Below are 21,548 nucleotides of genomic sequence, written 5' to 3'. Positions count from 1 at the left end.
TAGAGTTACGGCGGCCATGGCGGAGGGGAAACGCCCGGTAACATTCCGAACCCGGAAGCTAAGCCCTCCAGCGCCGATGGTACTGCAACGGGGACGTTGTGGGAGAGTAGGACGCCGCCGGACAAACGTTCCATACGAGGGCCTCCCCGCCAGGGGTAGGCCCTCGTATGCGTTGTGCCGCCGATTTCCGGCAGCATCAGGAAGGATGTACCCGTGAACTCGAGTTCCAACGACAAGCCCGGACAAGACCCGTCCGGCCAGGCCGGCCGCGGCGGCGGCGGGCCTCGCTCCGAGAGGGGCGGGTACGACCGTTCCCATGGCAAGCGTGAAGGTTTCCGGCGCGACGGCGACCGCGCCCGTGGTTTCGACGGCGGCTACGAGAAGCCGCGCGGCGCCGGTGAGCGCGGCGCGCCCCGTGGCGGCGGTGACGACCGCGGCGGTTTCCGCGCCGGCGGCGAGCGTCGTGAGGGCGGCTTCCGCAGTGCCGGTGACCGCACCGGCGGCGACCGCGGCGGCTTCCGTGGCGGTGACCGGGATCGTGCCGGTGGCGACCGTGGTGGGTTCTCCCGCGGTGGCGACCGTCCGAGCTACGGCGACCGTTCCGGTGGCAGCCGCGAGGGCGGCTTCCGTTCCGGCGGCGCCGACCGTGGTGGGTTCTCCCGCGGTGGCGACCGTCCGAGCTACGGCGACCGCTCCGGTGGCAGCCGTGAGGGTGGCTTCCGCAGTGCCGGCGACCGCACCGGCGGTGACCGTGGCGGCTTCCGCAGTGGCGGCGGTGCCGGTGGCAGCCGCGAGGGCGGCTTCCGTTCCGGTGGCGGTGACCGCGCCGGCGGCAGCCGTGAGGGTGGTTTCCGCAGCGGTGGCGACCGTCCGAGCTACGGCGACCGTTCCGGCGGCAGCCGCGAGGGCGGGTTCCGCAGTGGCGGCGGTGCCGGTGGCGACCGTGGCGGGTTCTCCCGCGGCGGCGATCGTCCGAGCTACGGCGACCGTTCCGGCGGCAGCCGCGAAGGCGGCTTCCGCAGCGGCGGCGACCGTGAGCGTTTCGGTGGCGGCGACCGCCGCGAGGGTGGCTTCCGCAGCGGCGGTGGCGACCGTCCGAGCTACGGCGACCGTTCCGGCGGCAGCCGCGAAGGCGGGTTCCGCAGTGGCGGCGACCGCCGGGAGGGTGGCTTCCGCAGCGACCGCCCCAGTGGCGGCGACCGTTCCGGCGGCAGCCGCGAGGGCGGGTTCCGCAGTGGCGGCGGTGCCGGTGGCGACCGTGGCGGGTTCTCCCGCGGTGGCGATCGTCCGAGCTACGGCGACCGTTCCGGCGGCAGCCGCGAGGGTGGCTTCCGTTCCGGTGGCGACCGTGAGCGTTTCGGTGGCGGCGACCGCCGCGAGGGTGGCTTCCGCAGCGGCGGTGGCGACCGTCCGAGCTATGGCGACCGTTCCGGTGGCAGCCGCGAGGGCGGCTTCCGCTCGGGTGGCGGTGCCGGCGGCGGCCGCGAGGGTGGCTTCCGTTCCGGTGGCGACCGTGCCGGTGGCAGCCGTGAAGGCGGCTTCCGCCGCCCGTCCGACGACCGCGGCGGTTACCGCAGCGGCGGGTTCGGTGACCGTACCGGTGGCAGCCGTGAGGGCGGCTTCCGTGGCGGTGACCGGGACCGTGCCGGTGGCGACCGTCGTGAGGGCGGCTTCCGCAGCGACCGTCCCAGTGGCGGCGACCGCGCCGGCGGCAGCCGCGAGGGTGGTTTCCGGTCCGGTGGCGGTGACCGTGCCGGGTTCTCCGGTGGCGGCGACCGTCCCGCGTACGGCGACCGCCGTGAGGGTGGTTTCCGCAGCGGTGCCGGTGCCGGTGGCGACCGTGGCGGCTTCCGCCGTGACGGCGACGACCGTGGCGCCCTCCGTGAGGGCGGCTTCCGTGGCGGTGACCGGGACCGTGCCGGTGCCGACCGCCGCGAGGGCGGCTTCCGCGGTGGCGACCGTGAGCGGTCCGCCGAGGGCCGTGAGGGCGACCAGGCCCGCGAATTCGAGGGTACGGGTCGCCCCGGCCCCGAGCTGCCGGAGAGCATCACGGCCGCGGACCTCGACAACGAGGTGCGCGCCGAGCTGCTGTCGCTGGCCAAGCCGGTCGCGGACACCGTCGCCCGGCACCTGGTCGCGACCGGTCAGCTGATCGACGACGACCCGGAGAAGGCGCTGGAGCACGCGCTGGCCGCCCGCCGGCTGGCGTCGCGCATCGCGGTGGTCCGGGAGGCGGTCGGTCTGGCCGCGTACCAGACGGGTGACTGGGCGAGCGCGATCGCGGAGATCCGCACGTACCACCGGATGACCGGGCGTCAGACGCACCTGGCCGTGCTGGCCGACTGCGAGCGCGCGCTGGGCCGTCCGGAGAAGGCGATCGACCTGTTCCGTGGCGTCGAGCGCGACAAGCTGAGCCAGGGCGAGGCGCTGGAGCTGCTGATCGTGGCCGCCGGTGCCCGCGGGGACATGGGCCAGCACGAGGCCGCCGCGGCGATGCTGCAGGTGCGCGAGCTGACCGTCGAGTCCAACGAGGACTGGTCGCCGCGGCTGCGGTACGCGTACGCCGACTCGCTGCTGGCGTCGGGGCGCACCGAGGAGGCGCGGGAGTGGTTCGCCAAGGCGGCCGCCGCCGACACCGACGCGGTGACCGACGCGGCTGAGCGGCTGCTGGAGCTGGACGGCGTCGAGATCGAGGACGAGGACGAGGGCGACGACGAGTCGGCCGACCGTGCCCGTCCGGCCTCGGCCGAGGCCGCCGGCTCGGACGAGTCGGACGACGACGAGGATGACGACGACCTCGACGGCGAGGACTACGACGACGAGGATGACGACGACGACCTCGACGATGACGAGGACGACGACCTCGACGACGAGGACGACGACGAAGACGAGGACCGCGACGGCGGCGCCGACGAGGACGACGACGACCTCGAGGACTTCGACGAGAAGCCCACGGCCGCTGCCGACGAGGCCCCTGCCACGAAGGCGGAAGCAGACAAGTGACATCGCTCGTCGAGAACTATGACCTGGTCATATTCGATCTCGACGGCGTGCTTTACCTCATCGACCGCCCCATTCCCGGGGCGGTCGATGCGTTGGCACGCCTGAGGGATCAGGGACGGCCCGTGCGGTTCGCCACGAACAACGCCTCGCGGCGGGCGGCCGAGGTCGCGGCGCTGCTGCGCGGCATGGGCATCGCGGCGCAGCCGCAGGAGGTGCTGACCTCCGCCGGTGCGGCCGCGGCGCTGCTGGCGCAGCGGCTGGAGCCGGGCGCGCCGGTGCTGGTGCTGGGCGCGCCCGCGCTGCGCAGCGAGGTGACCGACGTCGGGCTGCGGCCGGTGGACAGCGCCGACGACAACCCCCGCGCGGTCGTCCAGGGCTTCGGCCCGGACCTCGGCTGGAAGCAGCTGGCGGAGGCGTGCGTGGCGATCCGGGCCGGGGCCTGGTGGGTGGCGACGAACACCGACCGGACCCTGCCGACGCTGCGCGGGCCGTTGCCGGGCAACGGTTCCCTGGTCGCGCTGCTGGCTCACGCGCTGGAGCGGGAGCCTGACGTGGTGGTGGGCAAGCCCGAGCCGGGCCTGTTCGCGACCGCGGCGGCGCAGGCGTCCGCGCGCCGGGTGCTGGTCGTCGGCGACCGGCTGGACACCGACATCGCCGGCGCGCATCGGGCCGGAATGGACAGCCTGCTCGTGCTGACCGGGGTGTCCACGGCCGTCGAGGCGGCCGCGGCGAGCGGCGCGCTGCGTCCGACGTACGTGGCGGCGGATCTGGGGGGCCTCTTCACGGCACCCACGGTCCCGGCCCTGTAGCGTTGGTCCGCGGAACGGTACGGGACACCTGTGGTTGTCCCATACCGGGCATCAGACGGCAGGAGAGGTGGTGACCGCTGTGGCGAGCAAGTCGAGCGAACCGATGCAGGACGTGGTTAAGGCGTACCTCGAACTGGCCTTCGGGCTGACCGAGGCGTCGAAGAAGAAGGCGGAGAAGACCGTCAAGAAGGCGGCCAAGGAGCTGCTCGGCAAGAGCGGCGCGACGGCGGCTCAGCTGCAGACCATGGCGGAGGAACTGGTCACCACGGGGCTGCAGAACCGTGAGGCGATCACCCGCATCGTGCGCCTGGAGCTCGACCGCGCACTCGGCCGGGTCGGCCTGGCCACCGCCGAGGAGGTCGCCACGCTGACCGCCCGCATCGAGGACCTCGAAGCCGAGCTGCGCGAGGCGAAGGCCGAGCGGCCCGCGTCCACGACCAACGGCTCCTCCGCCGCGGCGAGCCCGGTGGTCGCGCCCGCGCCGGTGGCGAAGAAGGCCGTCGCCAAGAAGGCGGTCGCTCCCGCGAAGGCCACTGCTCCGGCGAAGGTCGCCGAGCCGGCGGCCGCGCCCGTGGAGCCGGTCACGACCACGCCCGCGGCGGTCGCCAAGCGGGTCAAGAAGGCCGCGCCCGTGGCGAAGGCCGCGCCCGCGAAGAAGGCGCCCGCGGCGAAGGCGGAGCCGTCCCAGGAGACCCCGATCAAGGGGGCCGCGGCGGCCCGCAAGCCGGCCGAGGCCGTGGCGAAGAAGACCGCGAAGGCAGTGGCCGGCAAGGCCGCCGCCGGGGTGGACGCCGCCACCGCGATCGAGGCCGTCGCCAAGGCGACCTCGGGCAGCCCGGAGCCGGTGGCCCCGGTCGCGTTCAGCTCGGCCGCCGACGTGCCGGTGGCCGCGAAGAAGGCTCCGGCGAAGAAGACCGCAGCCAAGAAGGCCCCCGCCCGTAAGGCGGCCACCGCGTGACCTCACCGCAGCTGCCGCTGTCGTTCTCGCCGTCGGTGCCGACGCCGCGTCCGATGCCGACACCGGCGACGCTCATGCCCGGACCGACCGGCCACCACGCGGTGGACGCCGCGGTCCGGGCGGTGGCCAACGCCGCCGACCTGCCGCTGGCCGAGCAGCTGGCGGCGTACGAGGCGGCGCACAAGACGTTGCGGGAAGTCCTGACCGCGATCGAGGCCTGACGCACATGGCACGTCGTACGCGCCTGGACGCGGAGCTGGTCCGTCGCGGGCTGGCCCGCTCCCGCGAGCAGGCCGGCGAGCTCATCGCCGCGGGCCGGGTCGAGGTCAAGGGCACCGTGGCGCACAAGGCCGCGGCCATGGTCGACCCGGCTGACGCGGTGCGCGTCGTCGGTGAGTCCACCGGTGACGAGTACGTCTCGCGGGGCGGCCACAAGCTGGCCGGCGCGCTGGCCGCGTTCACGCCGCACGGGCTGGTCGTGGCCGGCCGCCGCTGCCTGGACGCGGGCGCGTCGACCGGCGGGTTCACCGACGTGCTGCTGCGCAACGGCGCCGCCGAGGTCGTCGCCGTGGACGTGGGCTACGGCCAGCTGGCCTGGTCGCTGCGGACCGACGAGCGGGTGAAGGTGCACGAGCGCACCAACGTGCGCACGCTCGTCCCGGAGACGATCGGCGGCGTGGTCGAGCTGACCGTGGCCGACCTGTCGTTCATCTCGCTGCGCCTGGTGCTGCCCGCGCTGGCCGCGTGCACCGACGGCGACCTGGTGCTGATGGTGAAGCCGCAGTTCGAGGTCGGCAAGGAGCGCGTCGGCGCCGGCGGTGTGGTGCGCGATCCGGCGCTGCGCGCCGAGGCGGTGCTGGACGTCGCCACGGCCGCGGGCACGCTGGGCCTGGGCGTGGCGGGGGTGACGGCGAGCCCGCTGCCCGGCCCGTCGGGCAACGTGGAGTTCTTCGTGTGGTTCCGGCGCGACGCACCCGCCCCCGCGGTGGACGACATCCGCGCGGTGGTGGAGGCTGGGGTGCCGAACGTTTCCGACCCTGAGGACTGACTGCATGACGGAGCGCGTGGCGCTGCTGGTCACCCATACCGGCCGGAAGGACTCCACCGATCACGCCCGCACCGTGGCGCGGGACCTGATCGCGGCGGGGTTCAGCGTGCGGGTGGTGGCCGAGGAGGCCGAAGACCTGGACCTGTCCGGGGTGACGCCGATCTCGGGCGTGTGCGCCGCCCAGGGCGCGGAGATCGTGTTCGCGCTGGGCGGTGACGGCACCCTGCTGCGCGCGGCGGAGCTGGCCCGCCCGGAGGGGGCCCCGCTGCTGGGCATCAACCTGGGCAAGGTCGGCTTCCTGGCCGAGGCCGAGATCGCCGACCTGGACTCGGCCGTGCGCGACGTGGTCGCGCGTGAGTACAGCGTCGAGGAGCGGCTCACCATCGACGTCACCGCGGAGCTGGCCGGCGAGGTCATCGCCGAGTCCTGGGCGCTCAACGAGGTCAGCGTCGAGAAGGGTAGCCGCGAGCGCATGCTCGAACTGCTGGTCGATGTGGACGGTCGCCCGCTGTCGCGCTACGGCTGCGACGGTGTGGTGTGCGCCACCCCGACCGGCTCGACGGCGTACGCGTTCTCGGCGGGCGGGCCCGTGGTGTGGCCGCGGGTGGAGGCGCTGCTGCTGGTGCCGATCAGCGCGCACGCGCTGTTCAGCCGCCCGCTGGTCACCGCGCCGGACTCGACGATCCAGATCACCATCGACCCGTACACCGAGCACGCGCTGATGAGCTGCGACGGTCGCCGGGTGTTCGCGCTGCCGCCGGGCGCGCAGGTCACCATGCGTCGCGGTGCCCTGCCGGTGCGCGTGGCGCGGCTGCGGCCGCGGCCGTTCACCGACCGGCTGGTGGCCAAGTTCGGCCTGCCCGTCGAGGGCTGGCGCGCGCACGGCCAGCGGCACGCGACCGGCCACTGACGGGCGACCCGGCGTCGCCACCGGCCGGTGTGCGGGCGGCTGCGGCCGGGTCGTTCACCGGGTGGACGCGGCGTGTTACCGCAGTCGTCGGCACAGGCCACGGCGGCCCGGCGTGACACTGTCGGAGGGGCGGGCTACTGTCATCTGCTGTGCTGGAAGAGTTGCGTATCACCGGTCTCGGCGTGATCGAGGACACCACCCTCCCGCTGACCCGTGGCATGAATGTCATCACCGGTGAGACCGGTGCCGGCAAGACCATGGTCGTCACCGGGCTGGGGCTGCTGTTCGGCGGGCGTGCCGACGCCGGCCGTGTGCGGGCCGAGCCCGGCCGCGCCACCGTCGAGGGCCGGCTGCGGCTGACAGGCAACGCGGCCAGTGCCGTGGCCGCCCGGGTGGCCGAGGCCGGAGCCGAGGGCGACGACGACGGGACGCTGCTGATGAGCCGCACTGTCACCGTCGAGGGCCGGTCCAAGGCCCACGTGGGCGGGCGGACCGTGCCGGTCTCGCTGCTCAGCGACGTCGGCGAGCAGGTCGTCGCGGTGCACGGCCAGTCGGACCAGCTGCGCCTGTTGCGGCCGTCGGAGCAGCGCGGCTCGCTGGACCGGTTCGCCGGTCCGGACCACGAGAAGCTGCTGGTGGAGTTCAAGGAGCTGTTCGGCCGCTGGCGGGGCGTCGCCGACGATTTGGCCGACCGGCGCGCCAACGCGCGCACCCGGGCCCAGGAGGCCGACCTGCTGCGGCTCGGCCTCGACGAGATCACGCGGGTGGACCCGCAGGCCGGTGAGGACGAGGAGCTGCGTGCCGAGGCCCAGCGCCTGGAGCACGCCGAGGGCCTGCGCACCGCCGCGCACATCGCGCACCAGGCCATCGCGGGCGGCGGCGAGACCGACAGCGAGGACGCGACCAGCCTGGTCGGCACCGCCCGGCGCACCCTGGAGTCGCAGTCCACGGTGGACGCCAAGCTGGGGGAGTACGCGGCCCGCCTGGAGGAGGCCGCGTCGCTGCTCGGCGACGTCTCCGTGGAGCTGTCGACCTACCTGGCCAGCCTCGACGCCGACCCGGCCCGGCTGCAGCAGATCTACGAACGCCGTGCCGCGCTGCGCTCGCTGACCCGCAAGTACGCCGACGACGTCGACGGCGTCATCGCCTGGGCCGACAACGCCAAGGCCCGCCTGTCCGCGCTGGACACCTCCGACGAGCTGCTCGACGAGCTGGAGCGCGAGATGCACCGGCTGGCCGGCGAGGCCGCCGAGCTCGCCGCGAAGCTGCGCGCGGCGCGGCTGGAGGCCGCCGGGCGCTTCGCCGACAAGGTCACCGTGGAGCTGGCCGGCCTGGCCATGCCGCACGCCCGCATCTCGGTGCTGGTCGTGCCGCGCCCGGTGGGCGACATCAGCCTCGTGGTCGACGGGGTCGAGTCCGGGATCACCCCCGACGGCGCCGACGACATCGAGCTGCGCCTGCTGGCGCACCCCGGCGCGCCCGCGCTGCCGCTGCAGAAGGGCGCGTCCGGCGGTGAGCTGTCCCGGGTGATGCTCGCCATCGAGGTCGTCTTCGCCGGTGTCGGCGGGCCGCCGACGCTGGTCTTCGACGAGGTCGACTCGGGTGTCGGCGGCCGCGCCGCGGTGGAGATCGGGCGCCGGCTGGCCCGGCTGGCCCGCAACCACCAGGTGCTGGTCGTCACGCACCTGCCGCAGGTCGCCGCGTTCGCCGACCGCCACCTGGTGGTGGCCAAGGACACCGGCGGCGCGATCACCACCAGCGGCGTGCGCGTCGTCGAGGAGACCGAGCGGGCCCGTGAACTGGCCCGCATGCTGGCCGGCCTGCCCGACTCCGATCTGGGCATCGCCCACGCGGAGGAGCTGCTGGCCGTCGCGGCCCGCGAACGCGCCGCCTGATCCCGTACCACCGCCCTCGGCGCGTCCCCGGGGGGTGAGCACACCCGTTTTGCATAGACGTTGGCCTATTACATCGAGTTCGATCACAAAATAATCGATGTAATAGGCCAACGTCTATTAAAGGGGTACGCGGGTCAGTGTTGCTGGCCGAGTTCGAGGGCGACCACGCCGGCGGCGACCAGGGCCAGGCCGGCTACCTGGAGCCAGGAGAACCGGTCCTGGAAGAAGACCACCCCGGCCAGCGCGACCAGGGCCACGCCGATGCCCGCCCAGACGCCGTATGCCAGCCCCAGTGCCATGCCGCGCTTGAGGACCTGGCTCAGCAGCACGAACGCCGTGACGTAGCCCACGACCACCACCACGGACGGCAGCGCCTTGGTGAAGCCGGCAGAGGCCCGCAGGCACACCGTGGCGATGACTTCGGCGAGGATGGCTCCGGCGAGCATGAGGTAGATCACGCGGCTCACTGTAAAGGTCGATCATGAAGGTCGGCGCTCGCGGCGCAGTCCGGTTACCGTTGAGTTCGCGCGAGGTTTCAGACATCACAATTCGGCCCGTATGGGCCGATCAAGGGGTGTCGTACGCGCCAATACCGGACTGACATGCCAGGATGGCTGCGATGCGTCTTCCCACCTTGCGCCGGACCCGGCCCGCCGAACCGGGGATCCTGACCGGCACCGCACGGCTCGACCGCCGGACCAAACGTCTGGTCGGTCGACTGCGCCCTGGCGAGATCGCCGTGATCGATCACGTCGACATCGACCGGGTCGCCGCCGACTCCCTGGTGGCCGTGGGGGTGGCGGCGGTCCTCAACGCCAAGCCCTCCATCTCGGGCCGCTACCCCAACCTAGGTCCCCAGGTGCTGGTCGAGGCCGGCATCACCCTGCTCGACGATCTCGGCGAGGGGGTGTTCCAGCAGATCCGCGAGGGCGACTCGGTCCGGGTCGAGGGCAACACCGTCTTCGTGCGCGGTGAGCCGGTCGCGCACGGGGTGCGCCAGGACGCCGACTCCATCGCCAAGGCCATGCTCGACGCCCGCGAGGGCCTGTCGGTGCAGCTGGAGGCGTTCGCGGCGAACACCATGGAGTATCTCAAGCAGGAGCGGGAGCTGCTGCTCGACGGTGTCGGCGTGCCCGAGATCAAGACTCAGATCTCCGGCCGGCACTGCCTGATCGTGGTGCGCGGCTACGACTACAAGGCCGACCTGGACGTGCTGCGGCCGTACATCCGCGAGTTCAAGCCGGTGCTGATCGGCGTGGACGGCGGCGCGGACGCGCTGGTCGAGGCGGGCTACACACCCGACATGATCATCGGTGACATGGACTCGGTCACCGACGACGTGCTGCGCTGCGGCGCCGAGGTCGTCGTGCACGCCTATCCCGACGGTCGGGCCCCGGGTCTGGACCGGGTGCACCAGCTCGGTGTGTCCGGGATCACCTTCCCGGCGGCGGCGACCAGTGAGGACATCGCGATGCTGCTGGCCGACGAGAAGGGCGCGACCCTGATCGTGGCGGTCGGCACCCACGCGACGCTGGTCGAGTTTCTGGACAAGGGCCGCGGGGGTATGGCCTCGACGTTCCTCACCCGCCTGCGGGTGGGCGGCAAGCTGGTCGACGCCAAGGGTGTGAGCCGGCTCTACCGGCAGAGCATTTCAGGTTCCTCGTTGCTTTTGCTGGTATTGTCCGCCATTGCGGCGATGGCCGCGGCCGTCGCCGTGTCCACGGTCGGCAAGGCCTACCTGTCGCTGGCCGCGGAGTGGTGGGACGACGTGATGTTCCACCTGCAGCGGCTGTTCTAGGAACCCGGACGATCAAGAGGCTCTGACGTGATCAACTTTAGGTACCACGTGGTGTCCATGACGGCGGTGTTCCTGGCGCTGGCGATCGGGCTGGTGGTGGGCACCGCCGCGCTCAACGGCCCGGCGGCCGACGCCCTCGAGAAGAACGTCAACGCGCTGCGCGCGACCAACTCGCAGCTGCGCGACCAGGTCACCGGTCTGCGCGACCAGGCCAACCGCGAGGAGCAGTTCGTCACCGAGGCCGCGCCGATCATGCTGAACGGCAAGCTCAGCAACCGCCGCGTGCTGCTGCTGGTGCTGCCCTCGGGCCGGGACCAGGTCGATGGCGTCGAGAGCATCCTCAAGACCGCCGGTGCCAAGATCGCAGGCACGGTCGAGCTGACCGACAAGTTCTTCAACCCGGACAACAGCGTCGAGCTGCTCGACCTGGAGAACAAGGCCGAGCCGGCCAGCGTGCCGACCACCGCGATCCCGGCCAACAGCGACGGAGTCGAGTCGTCCAGCGCGCTGCTGGCCGCGGTGCTGCTCGACCGCAGCCCGGCCGTGCCCGCGCCGGACCGCGCCGCGGTGCTCGCCGCGTACAGCAAGCTCGGCTACCTGACCACCAGCGGCGCCGTGTCCGGCCCGGCCGAAGCGGTCGTGCTGGTCAGCGGCTCGCCGTACACCGACAGCCAGGCGGCGGGCAAGAACGCCTCCGTGGTCACCACCGCGGTGCAGTTCGACCACGCCGGTGTCGCGGTCGTCGGCGGTGTGCTCGGTGGCGAGGGCAACCTCATGATCGAGGTACGCGACGACGCCACGCTCGCCAAGACCATCTCGACCGTGGACAACGCGGAGACGGTGCAGGGGCAGGTCGCCGCCGCGCTGGCGCTGCACGAGCAGTTCTCCGACAGCAAGGCGGGCCACTACGGCGTCGGCCCCAACGCCAGCGCGCTGCTGCCGCAGCAGCAGAAGTGAGCTGACGTGGGCTTGCTCGCCAGAGCGGCACTGATCGGCCTGGGCGCTTACGGCGCCCGGGCCGCACTGCGTGTGGTGCGCGACCAGCCCCGGGCCAAGGAGCTGGAGCGGACGAACTTCCGCGGCCGCACGCTGACCCTGGCCGGCGGTCCCGCGCTGGCGGTCTCGGCGAGCGTCACCAGCGCGCTGGGCGCGGGCGACCCGCGCACCGCGGCCGCCGCGCTCGCCGCCGGCCTGTCCAGCGGCACGGTGGGCCTGTACGACGACATCGTGGGTGCGCGCCCCGACCAGAAGGCCGACAAGGGCTTCCGCGGCCACCTGCGGGCGCTGCGCGAGGGCCGGGTCACCAGCGGCCTGGTCAAGATCGCCGGGGTGGGCGCGGGTGCGCTCGTCGCCGCGGCCCTGCTGCCGAACCGCCGGAAGCGGGGCGGCTTCGGCCGGGCCGCCGAGGTGGCGCTGGGCGCGGGCGTGATCGCCGGCAGCGCGAACCTGTTCAACCTGCTCGACCTGCGTCCCGGACGGGCGCTCAAGGCCGGTGTGCTCGTCGGCGTGCCGCTGACCGCCACCCGCTCGGGCGGCCTGGCCGCCGGACCGGTCGGCGCGAGCGTCGGCCTGCTGCCCGCCGACCTCGGTGAGGAGATCATGCTCGGCGACTCCGGGGCGAACGCGCTCGGCGCGCTGCTCGGGGTCAGCGCGACCGCCCGCACCGGCCTGTTCGGCCGTGCGGCCATGCTCGCGGGCATCGCGGCGCTGACCGCGGCCAGCGAGAAGGTCAGCTTCACCAAGGTCATCGAACGCACCCCGGTGCTGCGCGAGATCGACGCCTGGGGCCGCATCCCGGCGGCCCGGCCGAGCGCTACCGCCACGCCCGCCGGCAGCGCCGTCGACGCGTCTGGCGGCAGTGCCGCGCCCGGCGAGGTCTCAGCGGGCGGTCCCGGTGGCAGTGCGGTGCCCGGCCGGGTCTCGGTGGACGGTCCCGGTGGCAGGGCCACCGCGAACGAGCCGGCGCCTGCTGAGGAGACCTCCGCCGACGAGGCCCCTGCCAAGGCGAGGACCGCGAAGAAGGCGGTGCGGCCCGTCGCGAGGCAGGCAACCCCGGCGGACGGGATGTCGGCGGAGCCGGCGGAGGCCGAGCACGCCACGGACGCGGCTCCCGCCGCGGACAAGCCGAGGCCACGAGCACGGGCGCCGCGCCGTACCGCTTCATGACCGTGACCGCTGACGACAAGGCCGCGGCCCGCTCGGGCACTGGCCCGGCAGCGGCCCGCATCGCGGGCGCCGCGACGCTGATCGCGCTGCTGACCGTGCTGAGCCGGCTGGCCGGCTTCGCTCGCACGCTGGTGTTCTCGCAGACCGTCGGCAGCGGCGGCCTCGGCGGCACCTACCTGGCCGTCAACACCATTCCCAACATCATCTTCGAGATCGTCGCCGGTGGGGCGCTGGCCGGCCTGGTCGTGCCGCTGCTGGCCGGGCCGCTGGCGGCGGGCGACCGCGAGCAGGTGCGCCGCACCGTCTCGGCGCTGCTCACCTGGGCGCTGGTGGCGCTGATCCCGCTGGCGGCCCTGCTGTGGCTGGCCGCCGACCCGGTGGTGACGCTGCTGCAGTCCACCGCGACGCCGGAGCTGCACGAGGCGGGCGTGTCGATGCTGCGGGTGTTCGCACCGCAGGTGCCGCTGTACGGCATCGGCATCGTGCTCACCGGCGTGCTGCACGCGCACCGCCGGTTCGCCTGGCCGGTGCTCGCTCCGCTGCTGTCGAGCCTCACCGTGATCGGCGCGTACCTGCTGTTCGCCGCGGAAGCCGGGGCCAGGCCGCTGCCGGGCACGGTCAGCGCGGGCGAGCTGGCGATCCTGTCCGTCGGCACCACCGTGGGCGTGGTCGTGCTGACGCTGTGCCTGGTCATCCCGGTCAGCCGGCTGGGCCTGGGGCTGCGGCCGGTGTTCGGCGTGGAGCCGGTGCAGCGGCGGCGGATGGGTTCGCTGGCGCTGGCGGGCGCCGCCACGGTGGTGGCCCAGCAGGTGGCGTTGCTGGTCGCGATCGTCCTGGCCGGGCGCGTCGTGCCGGTCGGTGACGAGGCGTCGGCCAACGCGCTCTACAACTTCGCGATGACGCTCTACCTGCTGCCGTGGGCGGTGCTGGCGGTGCCCGCCGCCACGGCCGCCTACCCGGCGATCGCGACCGCGTTCGCCACCGCCGACCATGCCGCACTGCGGCTCACCGTCGCCCGTACCGGCCGGGCGGTGCTGCTGCTCAGCGGGCTCGGCGCGGCCGGGCTGGCCGCGGTGGCCGCGCCCGCGTCCGCCTTCCTGGCCGAGGGTGCCGGCACCGCCGCGCTGACCTCGGCGGTGCTCGCGTTCGCCCCCGGCCTGCTCGGCTACGGGCTGGCCGCGCTGCACCAGCGCACCCTGTACGCGGTGGGCGCGAACCGGCTCGCGGCGCTCGGGGTCAGCGGCGGCTGGGCGGTCACGCTCGTCGCCGCGGTGATCCTGTCCTGGGCGCTGCCGGACGGGCAGCGGGCCGTGGCGCTGGGCGCGGCGAACTCGATCGGCATGCTGGTGATGGCGGCGCTGCTCGCCGTGGCGGTCCGTGCCCGGGTGGGCGGTGACGCCCTGATCGGCCTGTGGCGTGCCACGCTGGCCGCTTCCGCGGCCGCTCTGGCGGGCGGCGCCGCCGGGCTGGAGGCGGGCCGGGCGGTCGTCTCCGGGACCCCAGGCATCATGGGTCTGGCCGGACAGGGCATGCTGTCCGGTGGCGTGTCGCTTGTAGTCTTCCTGATCGTGTGTGCCCTGCTCGACCTGCCGGACCTGCGTCCGCTGCTCGAGCGGGTGAGCCGAAGGCGAGGATGACCGGGCGGGCGCGGCGGGCGAGGGCAGGAGGACCGTTGACCACGGGGACGGAATGGACCGGCAGCGTCGCGCTGCTGCTCGCCTCCAGCACGGGCGGCATCGGCCAGCACGTGGCCGGGCTGGCCGAGGGGCTGACCCGGGCCGGCTGCGAGGTGACCGTCTGCGGTCCCGCGACGACCGAGGAGCAGTTCCGCTTCACCGACCGCGGCGCGCGTTTCCACCCCGTCGAGATCCCCGCCGAGCTGCACCCCAGTGACATGCGGGCGGTGCGCACGCTGCGCCAGTTCCTGGTGACGTCGCGCCCCGACGTGGTGCACGCGCACGGGCTGCGGGCCGGCCTGGCCGCCGCGCTGTCCCGTCCGCCGTGCCCGCTCGTGACGACCTGGCACAACGCGCCGCTGCGCGCCGGCCTGCGCGGCCGGGTGCACACCCTGGTGGAGCGGATGGTGGCCCGCTCGTCCGCGGTCACCCTCGGCGCCTCCAGCGACCTGGTCGCGCGAGCCCACGCGGTCGGCGCGGCGGACGCGCGGATGGCCCCGGTCGCCGCCCCCCGGCTGCGGCGCACCCGGCGCAGCCGGGCCTCCGTGCGCGCCGGGCTCGGCCTGGCCGACGGGGTGCCGCTGGTGCTGTCCGTGGGCCGGCTGCACCCGCAGAAGGCGTACGACATGCTGGTCTCCGTCGCCGCGCGCTGGCGGGACATGTCCCCGGCGCCCCGCGTGCTGATCGCCGGCGAGGGCCCGGCCTACCTCGACCTCGCCGCCCAGATCTCGCAGCTGCGGGCCCCGGTCACCCTGCTCGGGCACCGCACCGACGTCGGCGACCTGATCGCCGCCGCCGACCTCGGCGTGGTCACCAGCGTGTGGGAGGCGCGCCAGCTGTTCGCCCAGGAGGCGCTGTCGGGCGGGCTGCCCCTGGTGGCCACCGCCGTCGGCGGCATCCCGGAACTGGTCGGCGACGGCGCTCACCTGATCGAGCCGAACGACCCGGACGGACTGGACAGCGCGGTCCGCAAGCTGCTCGGCGACGAGCAGGCCCGGGCACGGCTGGCCGAGCGCGGGCTGGCCCAGGCCGCCACCTGGCCCGACGAGCAGGCCAGCATCGACGGCGTGCGCGCCGTGTACGCGGAGCTGACCGCCCAGAACCGTACGGAGCAGGTTTGATGCTCCGCCGGCCGGCACCCGCGTCCACGGCCTCCCTGCTGGCCCTGCTGGCGCTGCTCGGCCTCGTCCTGTCGCTGGCCGGCACGCTGTTCGCGGCACCCGCGGCGGCCGCCGGGCCCACCACCGAGGACGACGAGGCCGACTACGTGATCGTCGCGGGCGCCGCCGGGCTGCGCTGGGACGACATCGACGCCGACCGGACCCCGAACCTGTGGAAGCTGGCCGAGCGCGGCTCGATCGGCTCGCTGTCGACGCGCTCCGCGCACTCGCCCACCTGCCCCGCCGACGGCTGGCTGACGCTGGGCGCGGGCAACTACGCCGAGCGCACCGGCGTCGGCGAGGAGCCCGCCGACGGTGTCACCGAGCCGGACCCCGACGCGCCGCAGCTGTGCCAGAAGCTGGACGTGGCGATCGAGCGCCCGGACGCGGTCGGGGCGTACCTGCCCGACCAGGCGGCGGTCGTGGAGCACCAGCGCGAGCTGCCGTTCGGCGCCGTGCCGGGGGCGCTGGCCCAGTCCGTGCGCTGCACCGCGGCAGTCGGCCCGGGGGCGGCGGTCGCGGCGGCCCGCTCGTACGGCCGCGTCGACCGGTATCACCCCACGCTGGCGGCCGTGCCGGACGCGAAGAAGGCGTTCAGCGAGTGCCTGCTCACCATCGTCGACCTGGGCGCGATCGACGGGCGCACCCCGGCGCAGCGGCTGCGCCAGGCGGCCGCCGTGGACAAGCAGCTCGGGCAGCTGCTCGCGGCGCGCCCGAAGAACTCCACGCTGCTGGTCGCCGGGGTCGCCGACACCGAGGCCAGCTCCCGGCTGCACGCGGTGATCGCCGACGGCAAGGGCTGGGAGGGCGGCTACCTGACCTCGGCCACCACCGGTCGCGCCGGCTACCTGCAGCTGGTCGACCTCGCGCCGACCGCGCTCCACCTGCTCGGCCGGGACGCGCCCAAGCGGATCATGGTCGGTCACCCGGCGGTGCTGGCCGACGGCCGTCCGGCGGACCTGGACCAGGCGACCGCCGCGGGCACCGACGCCGACCGGCGCGCGGCGGCCGCGCGCACCGTGTCGGTCTCGTTCTTCTGGCTGCTGGCGCTGGTGCAGATCGGCCTGTTCACGGCCGTGGTGCCGCTGCTGCGGCGCAGTTACCGCCATGCCGGGCCGACCGGACCCACCCCGCCCTCGCAGCGGCTGGTGAGCCTGCTGGAGGTGCTGCTGACCGGGGCCTCGCTGGCGCTGCCCGCCGCGCTGATCGCCGGTGTGGTGCCGTGGTGGCGGTTCGGCCGCCGCGGACTGATCTTCGGCCTGGTCACGGCTGGTATCACCTTGCTGCTCACCTTCGTCACGGTCCGGCTGCCGGTGTACCGCAAACGCACCCTCGGCCCCGTCGGGGTGGTGGCCGCGATCGCCGCGGCCGTGGTCGGCATCGACCTGATCACCGGGGCGCGGCTGCAGCTCAACGGCGTGGCCGGCTACTCGGCCCTGGAGGGCAACCGGTACGCGGGCATCGGCATCGTCGGCATGGGCGTGTTCTTCGCCGGCGTGCTGCTCACCGCGGGCACGCTGGCCCAGCTCGTGCCGCAGCGCAACCGGCCGCTGCTGGTCGGCGCGATCGGCGCGGCGGGCGTGCTGCTGGTGGGCATCCCGGCGCTGGGGGCCGACGCGGGCGGCGCGGTCGCGCTGACGGCCGGCGTGTGCCTGGCCGCGGCGCTGTGCCCCGGCGGCTGGCTCACCTTCAAGCGGCTCGCCCTGGCCATGCTCGCCGGCCTGGCGGCGACCGTGGTGTTCGCGCTGGTCGACGTCCGCCAGCCGGTGGACCAGCAGGGCAGCCTCGGCCGCTTCCTCACCCAGCTGTCGGACGGCACCTCCGGGCCGACCCTGAGCCGGCTCGGCGACGCCAACCGGATCGCCCTGGTGACCAGCCCGCTCACGGTGCTGGCGCTGGTCTCGGGGGTGTTCCTGTGGGTGGTGCTGATGCGCCCGTGGGGCGGCCTGAAGCGGCTGTACGGCATCTACCCGCCCATCCGCGCGGCGGTGGCCGGCATCGGCCTCGCCTCGATCGTGGGCGGGCTGCTGGGCGGCGCGGCACTCAACGTGGCGGGTGCCGCGGCGGCCACCGCGATACCGGTGCTGACGCTGGGGGCGATGCGGGTGCTCGGGCATGCCGCCGACCGCACCCGGATCGCGGAGGAGTCACCGGGCGCCGGGCCGATGAGCGAAACCATCCCGGCGGAGCAGCCACCGGCCCCCGCGGCGGTGAGCGACGACACCCCCGAAGCGGTTTCGGGGCCGTAGCCCGCGGATGAACGCCGGACCCGTGTTAGGGTGAAACCCCGTGGTAGCAGCGCGGACGACCAAGCATATTTTCGTTACCGGGGGCGTCGCCTCCTCACTGGGCAAGGGCCTGACGGCCTCCTCCCTCGGCACTCTTCTCACCGCTCGCGGTCTGCGGGTGGTCATGCAGAAGCTCGACCCCTATCTCAACGTCGATCCCGGCACGATGAACCCGTTCCAGCACGGCGAGGTGTTCGTCACCGAGGACGGCGCCGAGACGGATCTCGACGTGGGGCACTACGAGCGATTCCTCAACCGTGACCTGTCGGCCAAGGCCAACGTCACCACGGGCCAGATCTACTCGGCGGTGATCGCCAAGGAACGCCGCGGCGAGTATCTGGGCGACACCGTCCAGGTCATCCCGCACATCACCAACGAGATCAAGTCCCGGATCCGGGCCATGGCCGAGCCGGACGAGCACGGCCGCACCCCGGACGTGGTGATCACCGAGGTCGGCGGCACGGTCGGCGACATCGAGTCGCTGCCGTTCCTGGAGTCGATCCGGCAGATCCGCCACGACGTGGGCCGGGACAACTGCTTCTACCTGCACGTCTCGCTGGTGCCGTACCTGGCGCCGTCGGGCGAGCTGAAGACGAAGCCGACCCAGCACTCGGTGGCGGCCCTGCGCAACATCGGCATCCAGCCCGACGCGCTGGTCTGCCGCTCCGACCGGGAGATCCCGGCGGGCATGAAGAGCAAGCTGGCGCTGTACTGCGACGTCGACGCCGAGGCGGTGGTGTCCGCCCCGGACGCGCCGAGCATCTACGACATCCCGAAGGTGCTGCACCGCGAGGGCCTGGACGCGTACGTGGTGCGCCGGCTGGGCCTGTCGTTCCGCGACGTGGACTGGTCGACCTGGGACGACCTGCTGGAGCGGGTGCACCACCCGGTCCACGAGGTCACCATCGCGCTGGTCGGCAAGTACATCGACCTGCCGGACGCGTACCTGTCGGTCTCCGAGGCGATCCGGGCCGCCGGTTTCGGCCACCGGGCCAAGGTGAAGCTGAAGTGGGTGCCCAGCGACGACTGCCAGACCGCCGAGGGCGCGGCCAAGGCGCTCGCGCACGTGGACGGCGTGGTCATCCCGGGCGGCTTCGGCGTGCGCGGCATCGAGGGCAAGATCGGCGCGGTGCGCTACGCCCGCGAGAACCGCATCCCGACCCTGGGCCTGTGTCTCGGCCTGCAGTGCATGGCCATCGAGGTGGCCCGGCACGTGGCCGGGGTCACCAAGGCCAGCTCGCTGGAGTTCGACGAGCAGACCTCCGACCCGATCATCTCGACGATGGCCGACCAGGAGGACATCGTCGCGGGCAAGGGCGACCTGGGCGGCACCATGCGGCTCGGGGCGTACCCGGCGAAGCTGGCGCCCGGCTCGATCGTCGCCGAGGTGTACGGCGCGACCGAGGTCAGCGAGCGGCACCGGCACCGGTACGAGGTCAACAACGCCTACCGCCCCGCGCTGACCAAGGCCGGCCTGCACATCTCCGGCACCTCGCCGGACGGCAGGCTGGTCGAGTTCGTCGAGCTGGACCGCGAGCTGCACCCGTACTTCGTGGCCACCCAGGCGCACCCGGAGCTGAAGAGCCGCCCGACACACCCGCACCCGCTGTTCTCGGGTCTGGTGGGAGCGGCGATCGCCTATGCTCAGGCCGACCAGCTGCCCGGCGTGGCGGACGCGGCCGAGCCGGTGGCCGCCAAGCGCTGACCCGGCCGGACAACCGAACAACCACGCTGGTCGCAGGCAGTCGCCTGCGGCCAGCGTCGTTTCTGGACAGGAGACTTTGTGTACGAGGTCGTCGGCAGCACGGAGCGGTTCAAGGGACACATCTTCCGGGTGGTCACCGACCAGGTGACGATGCCCGGGGGAGGCGTCGCGGGCCGGGACGTGGTGCGCCACGTCGGCGCGGTCGGGGTCGTCGCCCTGGACGACGCGGGCCGCGTGGTGCTGGTCCGCCAGTACCGTCACCCGGTCGGCCGCTACCTGTGGGAGCTGCCCGCGGGCCTGATCGACGTGCAGGGCGAGGGCCTGGCCGCCGCGGCGCTGCGCGAGCTGGCCGAGGAGGCCGACCTGACCGCCGGCCGCGTCGACCTGCTGGTGGACATGTTCACCACGCCCGGCTGCTCCGACGAGATGATCCGCGTGTTCCTGGCGCGCGACCTGGTCGAGGCCCCCGAGCGCCACGTCCGCACCGATGAGGAAGCCGACATGCAGGTCGACCGCGTGCCGCTGGACGACGCGGTCGCCATGATCTTCGACGGCCGCATCACCAACGGCCCCGCCGTCGGCGGCCTGCTCGCCGCCGCCCGCGCCCGCGACACGGGCTTCAAGGACCTCCGCCCCGCCGACGCCCCCCTCCCGCCGCGCTGAGCGCCGGGTACGGACCGTCGGGCGGGCGGTAAGCGGTAATTATCCGATTCAGCACTATCCTTGAGTTGATCGCAGGGCGGCAGCGCGTCGCGTTGACACCATGTCAAGCCGACGAGTCATCAGCTTGCATCCTGTCAAGCGCTTTGGCCTGTTTCTCGGGCCTAGACTGCCGCCGCGGGGGGTAGACCTGCGGCAACGGTGCCGTCGGGCCCTCCCGCAAGCGCAGGATCGAGGAAGGTGCAGTCGTGAAGGTCGGTATCCCCCGCGAGGTCAAGAACCACGAGTACCGGGTGGCGATCACCCCGGCGGGCGTACACGAGTTCGTCCGCAACGGACACGACGTCGTCATCGAGACCGGCGCCGGTCTGGGCTCCTCCATCACCGACGAGGAGTACGTCGCGGCCGGCGCGACCATCCTGTCCACCGCGGACGAGGTGTGGGCCGACGCGGAGCTGATCCTCAAGGTCAAGGAGCCCATCGCCGAGGAGTACCACCGGATGCGCGAGGGGCAGGTGCTGTTCACCTACCTGCACCTGGCCGCGTCCAAGGAGTGCACCGACGCGCTGATGACGCAGAAGGTCACCGGCATCGCGTACGAGACGGTGGAGACCGCCGACCGCGCCCTGCCGCTGCTGGCCCCGATGAGCGAGGTGGCCGGCCGGCTCGCCCCGCAGGTCGGCGCGTACCACCTGATGCGCTTCGCGGGCGGCCGGGGCGTGCTGCCCGGCGGCGTGCCCGGCGTGCGCCCGGCCAAGGCCGTCGTCATAGGCGCGGGCGTGTCCGGCATGAACGCCGCGACCATCGCCCACGGCCTGGCCTTCGAGGTCACCGTGCTGGACAAGAACATCAAGAAGCTCCGCGAGGTCGACCAGCAGTTCCACGGCCAGGTCCGCACCGTCATGTCGAACGCGTTCGAGCTGGAGAAGGCGGTGCTGGAGGCCGACCTGGTCATCGGCGCCGTGCTGGTGCCGGGCGCGAAGGCCCCGACGCTGGTCAGCAACGAGCTGGTGAGCCGGATGAAGCCGGGCAGCGTGCTCGTCGACATCTCGATCGACCAGGGCGGCTGCTTCGAGGACTCGCACCCGACCACGCACGCCAACCCCGTGTACAAGGTGCACGAGTCGGTCTTCTACTGCGTGGCGAACATGCCCGGCGCGGTCCCGCACACCAGCACCTACGCGCTGACCAACGTGACCCTGCCGTACGCCGTCGAGCTGGCCAACCACGGCTGGCAGGAGGCGCTGCGCCGCGACCCCGCCCTGAAGCTGGGCCTGAACACCCACGCGGGCGAGATCACCTACGGCCCGGTGGCCGAGGCGCACGGCCTCACCGCCGTGGACGTCGACTCGCTGCTCTGAGCAGTGTTTTCCTGATGCCGGTGGCGCACACGCGCCACCGGCATCATGCTGTTCACGGCATGCATCCGCCAGGTCCGGCCGGTCTCGTGAAGACACGCCGAGCCGTGGCGG

At 73.5% G+C, this 21,548-nt stretch carries 15 protein-coding genes, 1 rRNA gene and 2 pseudogenes; 17 read left to right on the top strand and 1 reads right to left on the bottom strand.

Annotation, left to right across the window (positions count from 1 at the left end; translation table 11 throughout):
• Nucleotides 1-6: 6 nt before the first annotated feature.
• The 8 genes and pseudogenes from rrf to recN all read left to right on the top strand — a co-directional run bounded on the left by rrf (nucleotide 7) and on the right by recN (nucleotide 8,623).
• A 5S ribosomal RNA gene (gene rrf / locus HAV39_RS34230) occupies nucleotides 7-123 on the top strand.
• Between the two features lie 90 nt (nucleotides 124-213).
• Entirely contained in the window at nucleotides 214-3,003 is a 2,790-nt protein-coding gene (locus tag HAV39_RS43740; RefSeq protein WP_191843315.1) for a heme biosynthesis protein HemY, read from the top strand.
• Nucleotides 3,000-3,800, top strand: a pseudogene (locus HAV39_RS34220) (HAD-IIA family hydrolase); the annotation flags it as partial. The gene HAV39_RS43740 and the pseudogene HAV39_RS34220, both read left to right, overlap by 4 nt.
• Before the next feature lie 82 nt (nucleotides 3,801-3,882).
• Nucleotides 3,883-4,770, top strand: a complete 888-nt coding sequence (locus tag HAV39_RS34215) for a phasin family protein (RefSeq protein ID WP_191843313.1) — start codon at nucleotides 3,883-3,885, stop codon at nucleotides 4,768-4,770.
• Complete coding sequence (locus HAV39_RS34210; protein ID WP_120320145.1) at nucleotides 4,767-4,991, top strand: hypothetical protein; 225 nt, start codon at nucleotides 4,767-4,769, stop codon at nucleotides 4,989-4,991. Before HAV39_RS34215 ends, HAV39_RS34210 begins: the two co-directional genes overlap by 4 nt.
• A gap of 5 nt (nucleotides 4,992-4,996) precedes the next feature.
• On the top strand, nucleotides 4,997-5,818 hold the full coding sequence (locus HAV39_RS34205) for a TlyA family RNA methyltransferase (protein ID WP_191843312.1): 822 nt from the start codon (nucleotides 4,997-4,999) through the stop codon (nucleotides 5,816-5,818).
• A gap of 4 nt (nucleotides 5,819-5,822) precedes the next feature.
• Complete coding sequence (locus tag HAV39_RS34200) at nucleotides 5,823-6,728, top strand: NAD kinase (protein ID WP_191843311.1); 906 nt, start codon at nucleotides 5,823-5,825, stop codon at nucleotides 6,726-6,728.
• Between the two features lie 149 nt (nucleotides 6,729-6,877).
• Nucleotides 6,878-8,623 carry a DNA repair protein RecN gene (gene recN, locus HAV39_RS34195; RefSeq protein WP_191843310.1) on the top strand — a complete coding sequence of 582 codons (1,746 nt, stop codon included), beginning with the start codon at nucleotides 6,878-6,880 and terminating at the stop codon, nucleotides 8,621-8,623.
• 134 nt (nucleotides 8,624-8,757) lie between these two features.
• On the opposite strand, the gene HAV39_RS34190 is transcribed toward recN, so the two are convergent.
• Nucleotides 8,758-9,081: a DMT family transporter gene (locus HAV39_RS34190; RefSeq protein WP_191843309.1), complete on the bottom strand. Its 324-nt coding sequence runs from the start codon at nucleotides 9,079-9,081 to the stop codon at nucleotides 8,758-8,760.
• A gap of 161 nt (nucleotides 9,082-9,242) precedes the next feature.
• On the opposite strand from HAV39_RS34190, the gene steA reads away from it, so the two are divergent.
• The 9 genes and pseudogenes from steA to ald all read left to right on the top strand — a co-directional run bounded on the left by steA (nucleotide 9,243) and on the right by ald (nucleotide 21,437).
• Nucleotides 9,243-10,421, top strand: a complete 1,179-nt coding sequence (steA, locus tag HAV39_RS34185; RefSeq protein ID WP_120320149.1) for a putative cytokinetic ring protein SteA — start codon at nucleotides 9,243-9,245, stop codon at nucleotides 10,419-10,421.
• 27 nt (nucleotides 10,422-10,448) lie between these two features.
• Nucleotides 10,449-11,378: a copper transporter gene (locus HAV39_RS34180; protein WP_191843308.1), complete on the top strand. Its 930-nt coding sequence runs from the start codon at nucleotides 10,449-10,451 to the stop codon at nucleotides 11,376-11,378.
• 6 nt (nucleotides 11,379-11,384) lie between these two features.
• Nucleotides 11,385-12,212 (top strand): annotated as a pseudogene (locus tag HAV39_RS34175) (hypothetical protein); the annotation flags it as partial.
• 371 nt (nucleotides 12,213-12,583) lie between these two features.
• Nucleotides 12,584-14,224, top strand: a complete 1,641-nt coding sequence (gene murJ, locus HAV39_RS34170; protein WP_191843307.1) for a murein biosynthesis integral membrane protein MurJ — start codon at nucleotides 12,584-12,586, stop codon at nucleotides 14,222-14,224.
• A gap of 35 nt (nucleotides 14,225-14,259) precedes the next feature.
• Complete coding sequence (locus HAV39_RS34165) at nucleotides 14,260-15,384, top strand: glycosyltransferase family 4 protein (protein ID WP_239120592.1); 1,125 nt, start codon at nucleotides 14,260-14,262, stop codon at nucleotides 15,382-15,384.
• Nucleotides 15,384-17,672, top strand: a complete 2,289-nt coding sequence (locus HAV39_RS34160) for a hypothetical protein (RefSeq protein ID WP_191843305.1) — start codon at nucleotides 15,384-15,386, stop codon at nucleotides 17,670-17,672. The genes HAV39_RS34165 and HAV39_RS34160 overlap by 1 nt, the downstream gene beginning before the upstream one ends.
• A gap of 40 nt (nucleotides 17,673-17,712) precedes the next feature.
• Nucleotides 17,713-19,416, top strand: a complete 1,704-nt coding sequence (locus HAV39_RS34155; RefSeq protein ID WP_191843304.1) for a CTP synthase — start codon at nucleotides 17,713-17,715, stop codon at nucleotides 19,414-19,416.
• 78 nt (nucleotides 19,417-19,494) lie between these two features.
• Nucleotides 19,495-20,079, top strand: coding sequence for an NUDIX domain-containing protein (locus HAV39_RS34150; RefSeq protein WP_239120593.1), 585 nt, complete (start codon nucleotides 19,495-19,497; stop codon nucleotides 20,077-20,079).
• 245 nt (nucleotides 20,080-20,324) lie between these two features.
• Nucleotides 20,325-21,437, top strand: coding sequence for an alanine dehydrogenase (gene ald, locus HAV39_RS34145; protein WP_191843303.1), 1,113 nt, complete (start codon nucleotides 20,325-20,327; stop codon nucleotides 21,435-21,437).
• Nucleotides 21,438-21,548: the final 111 nt, after the last annotated feature.

It is taken from the genome of Catellatospora chokoriensis (assembly GCF_011297315.1).
GTDB classification, from domain to species: domain Bacteria; phylum Actinomycetota; class Actinomycetes; order Mycobacteriales; family Micromonosporaceae; genus Catellatospora; species Catellatospora citrea.
Note: the sequence above shows the minus strand (reverse complement) of the source record. Positions and strands in the feature narration are given on the sequence as shown.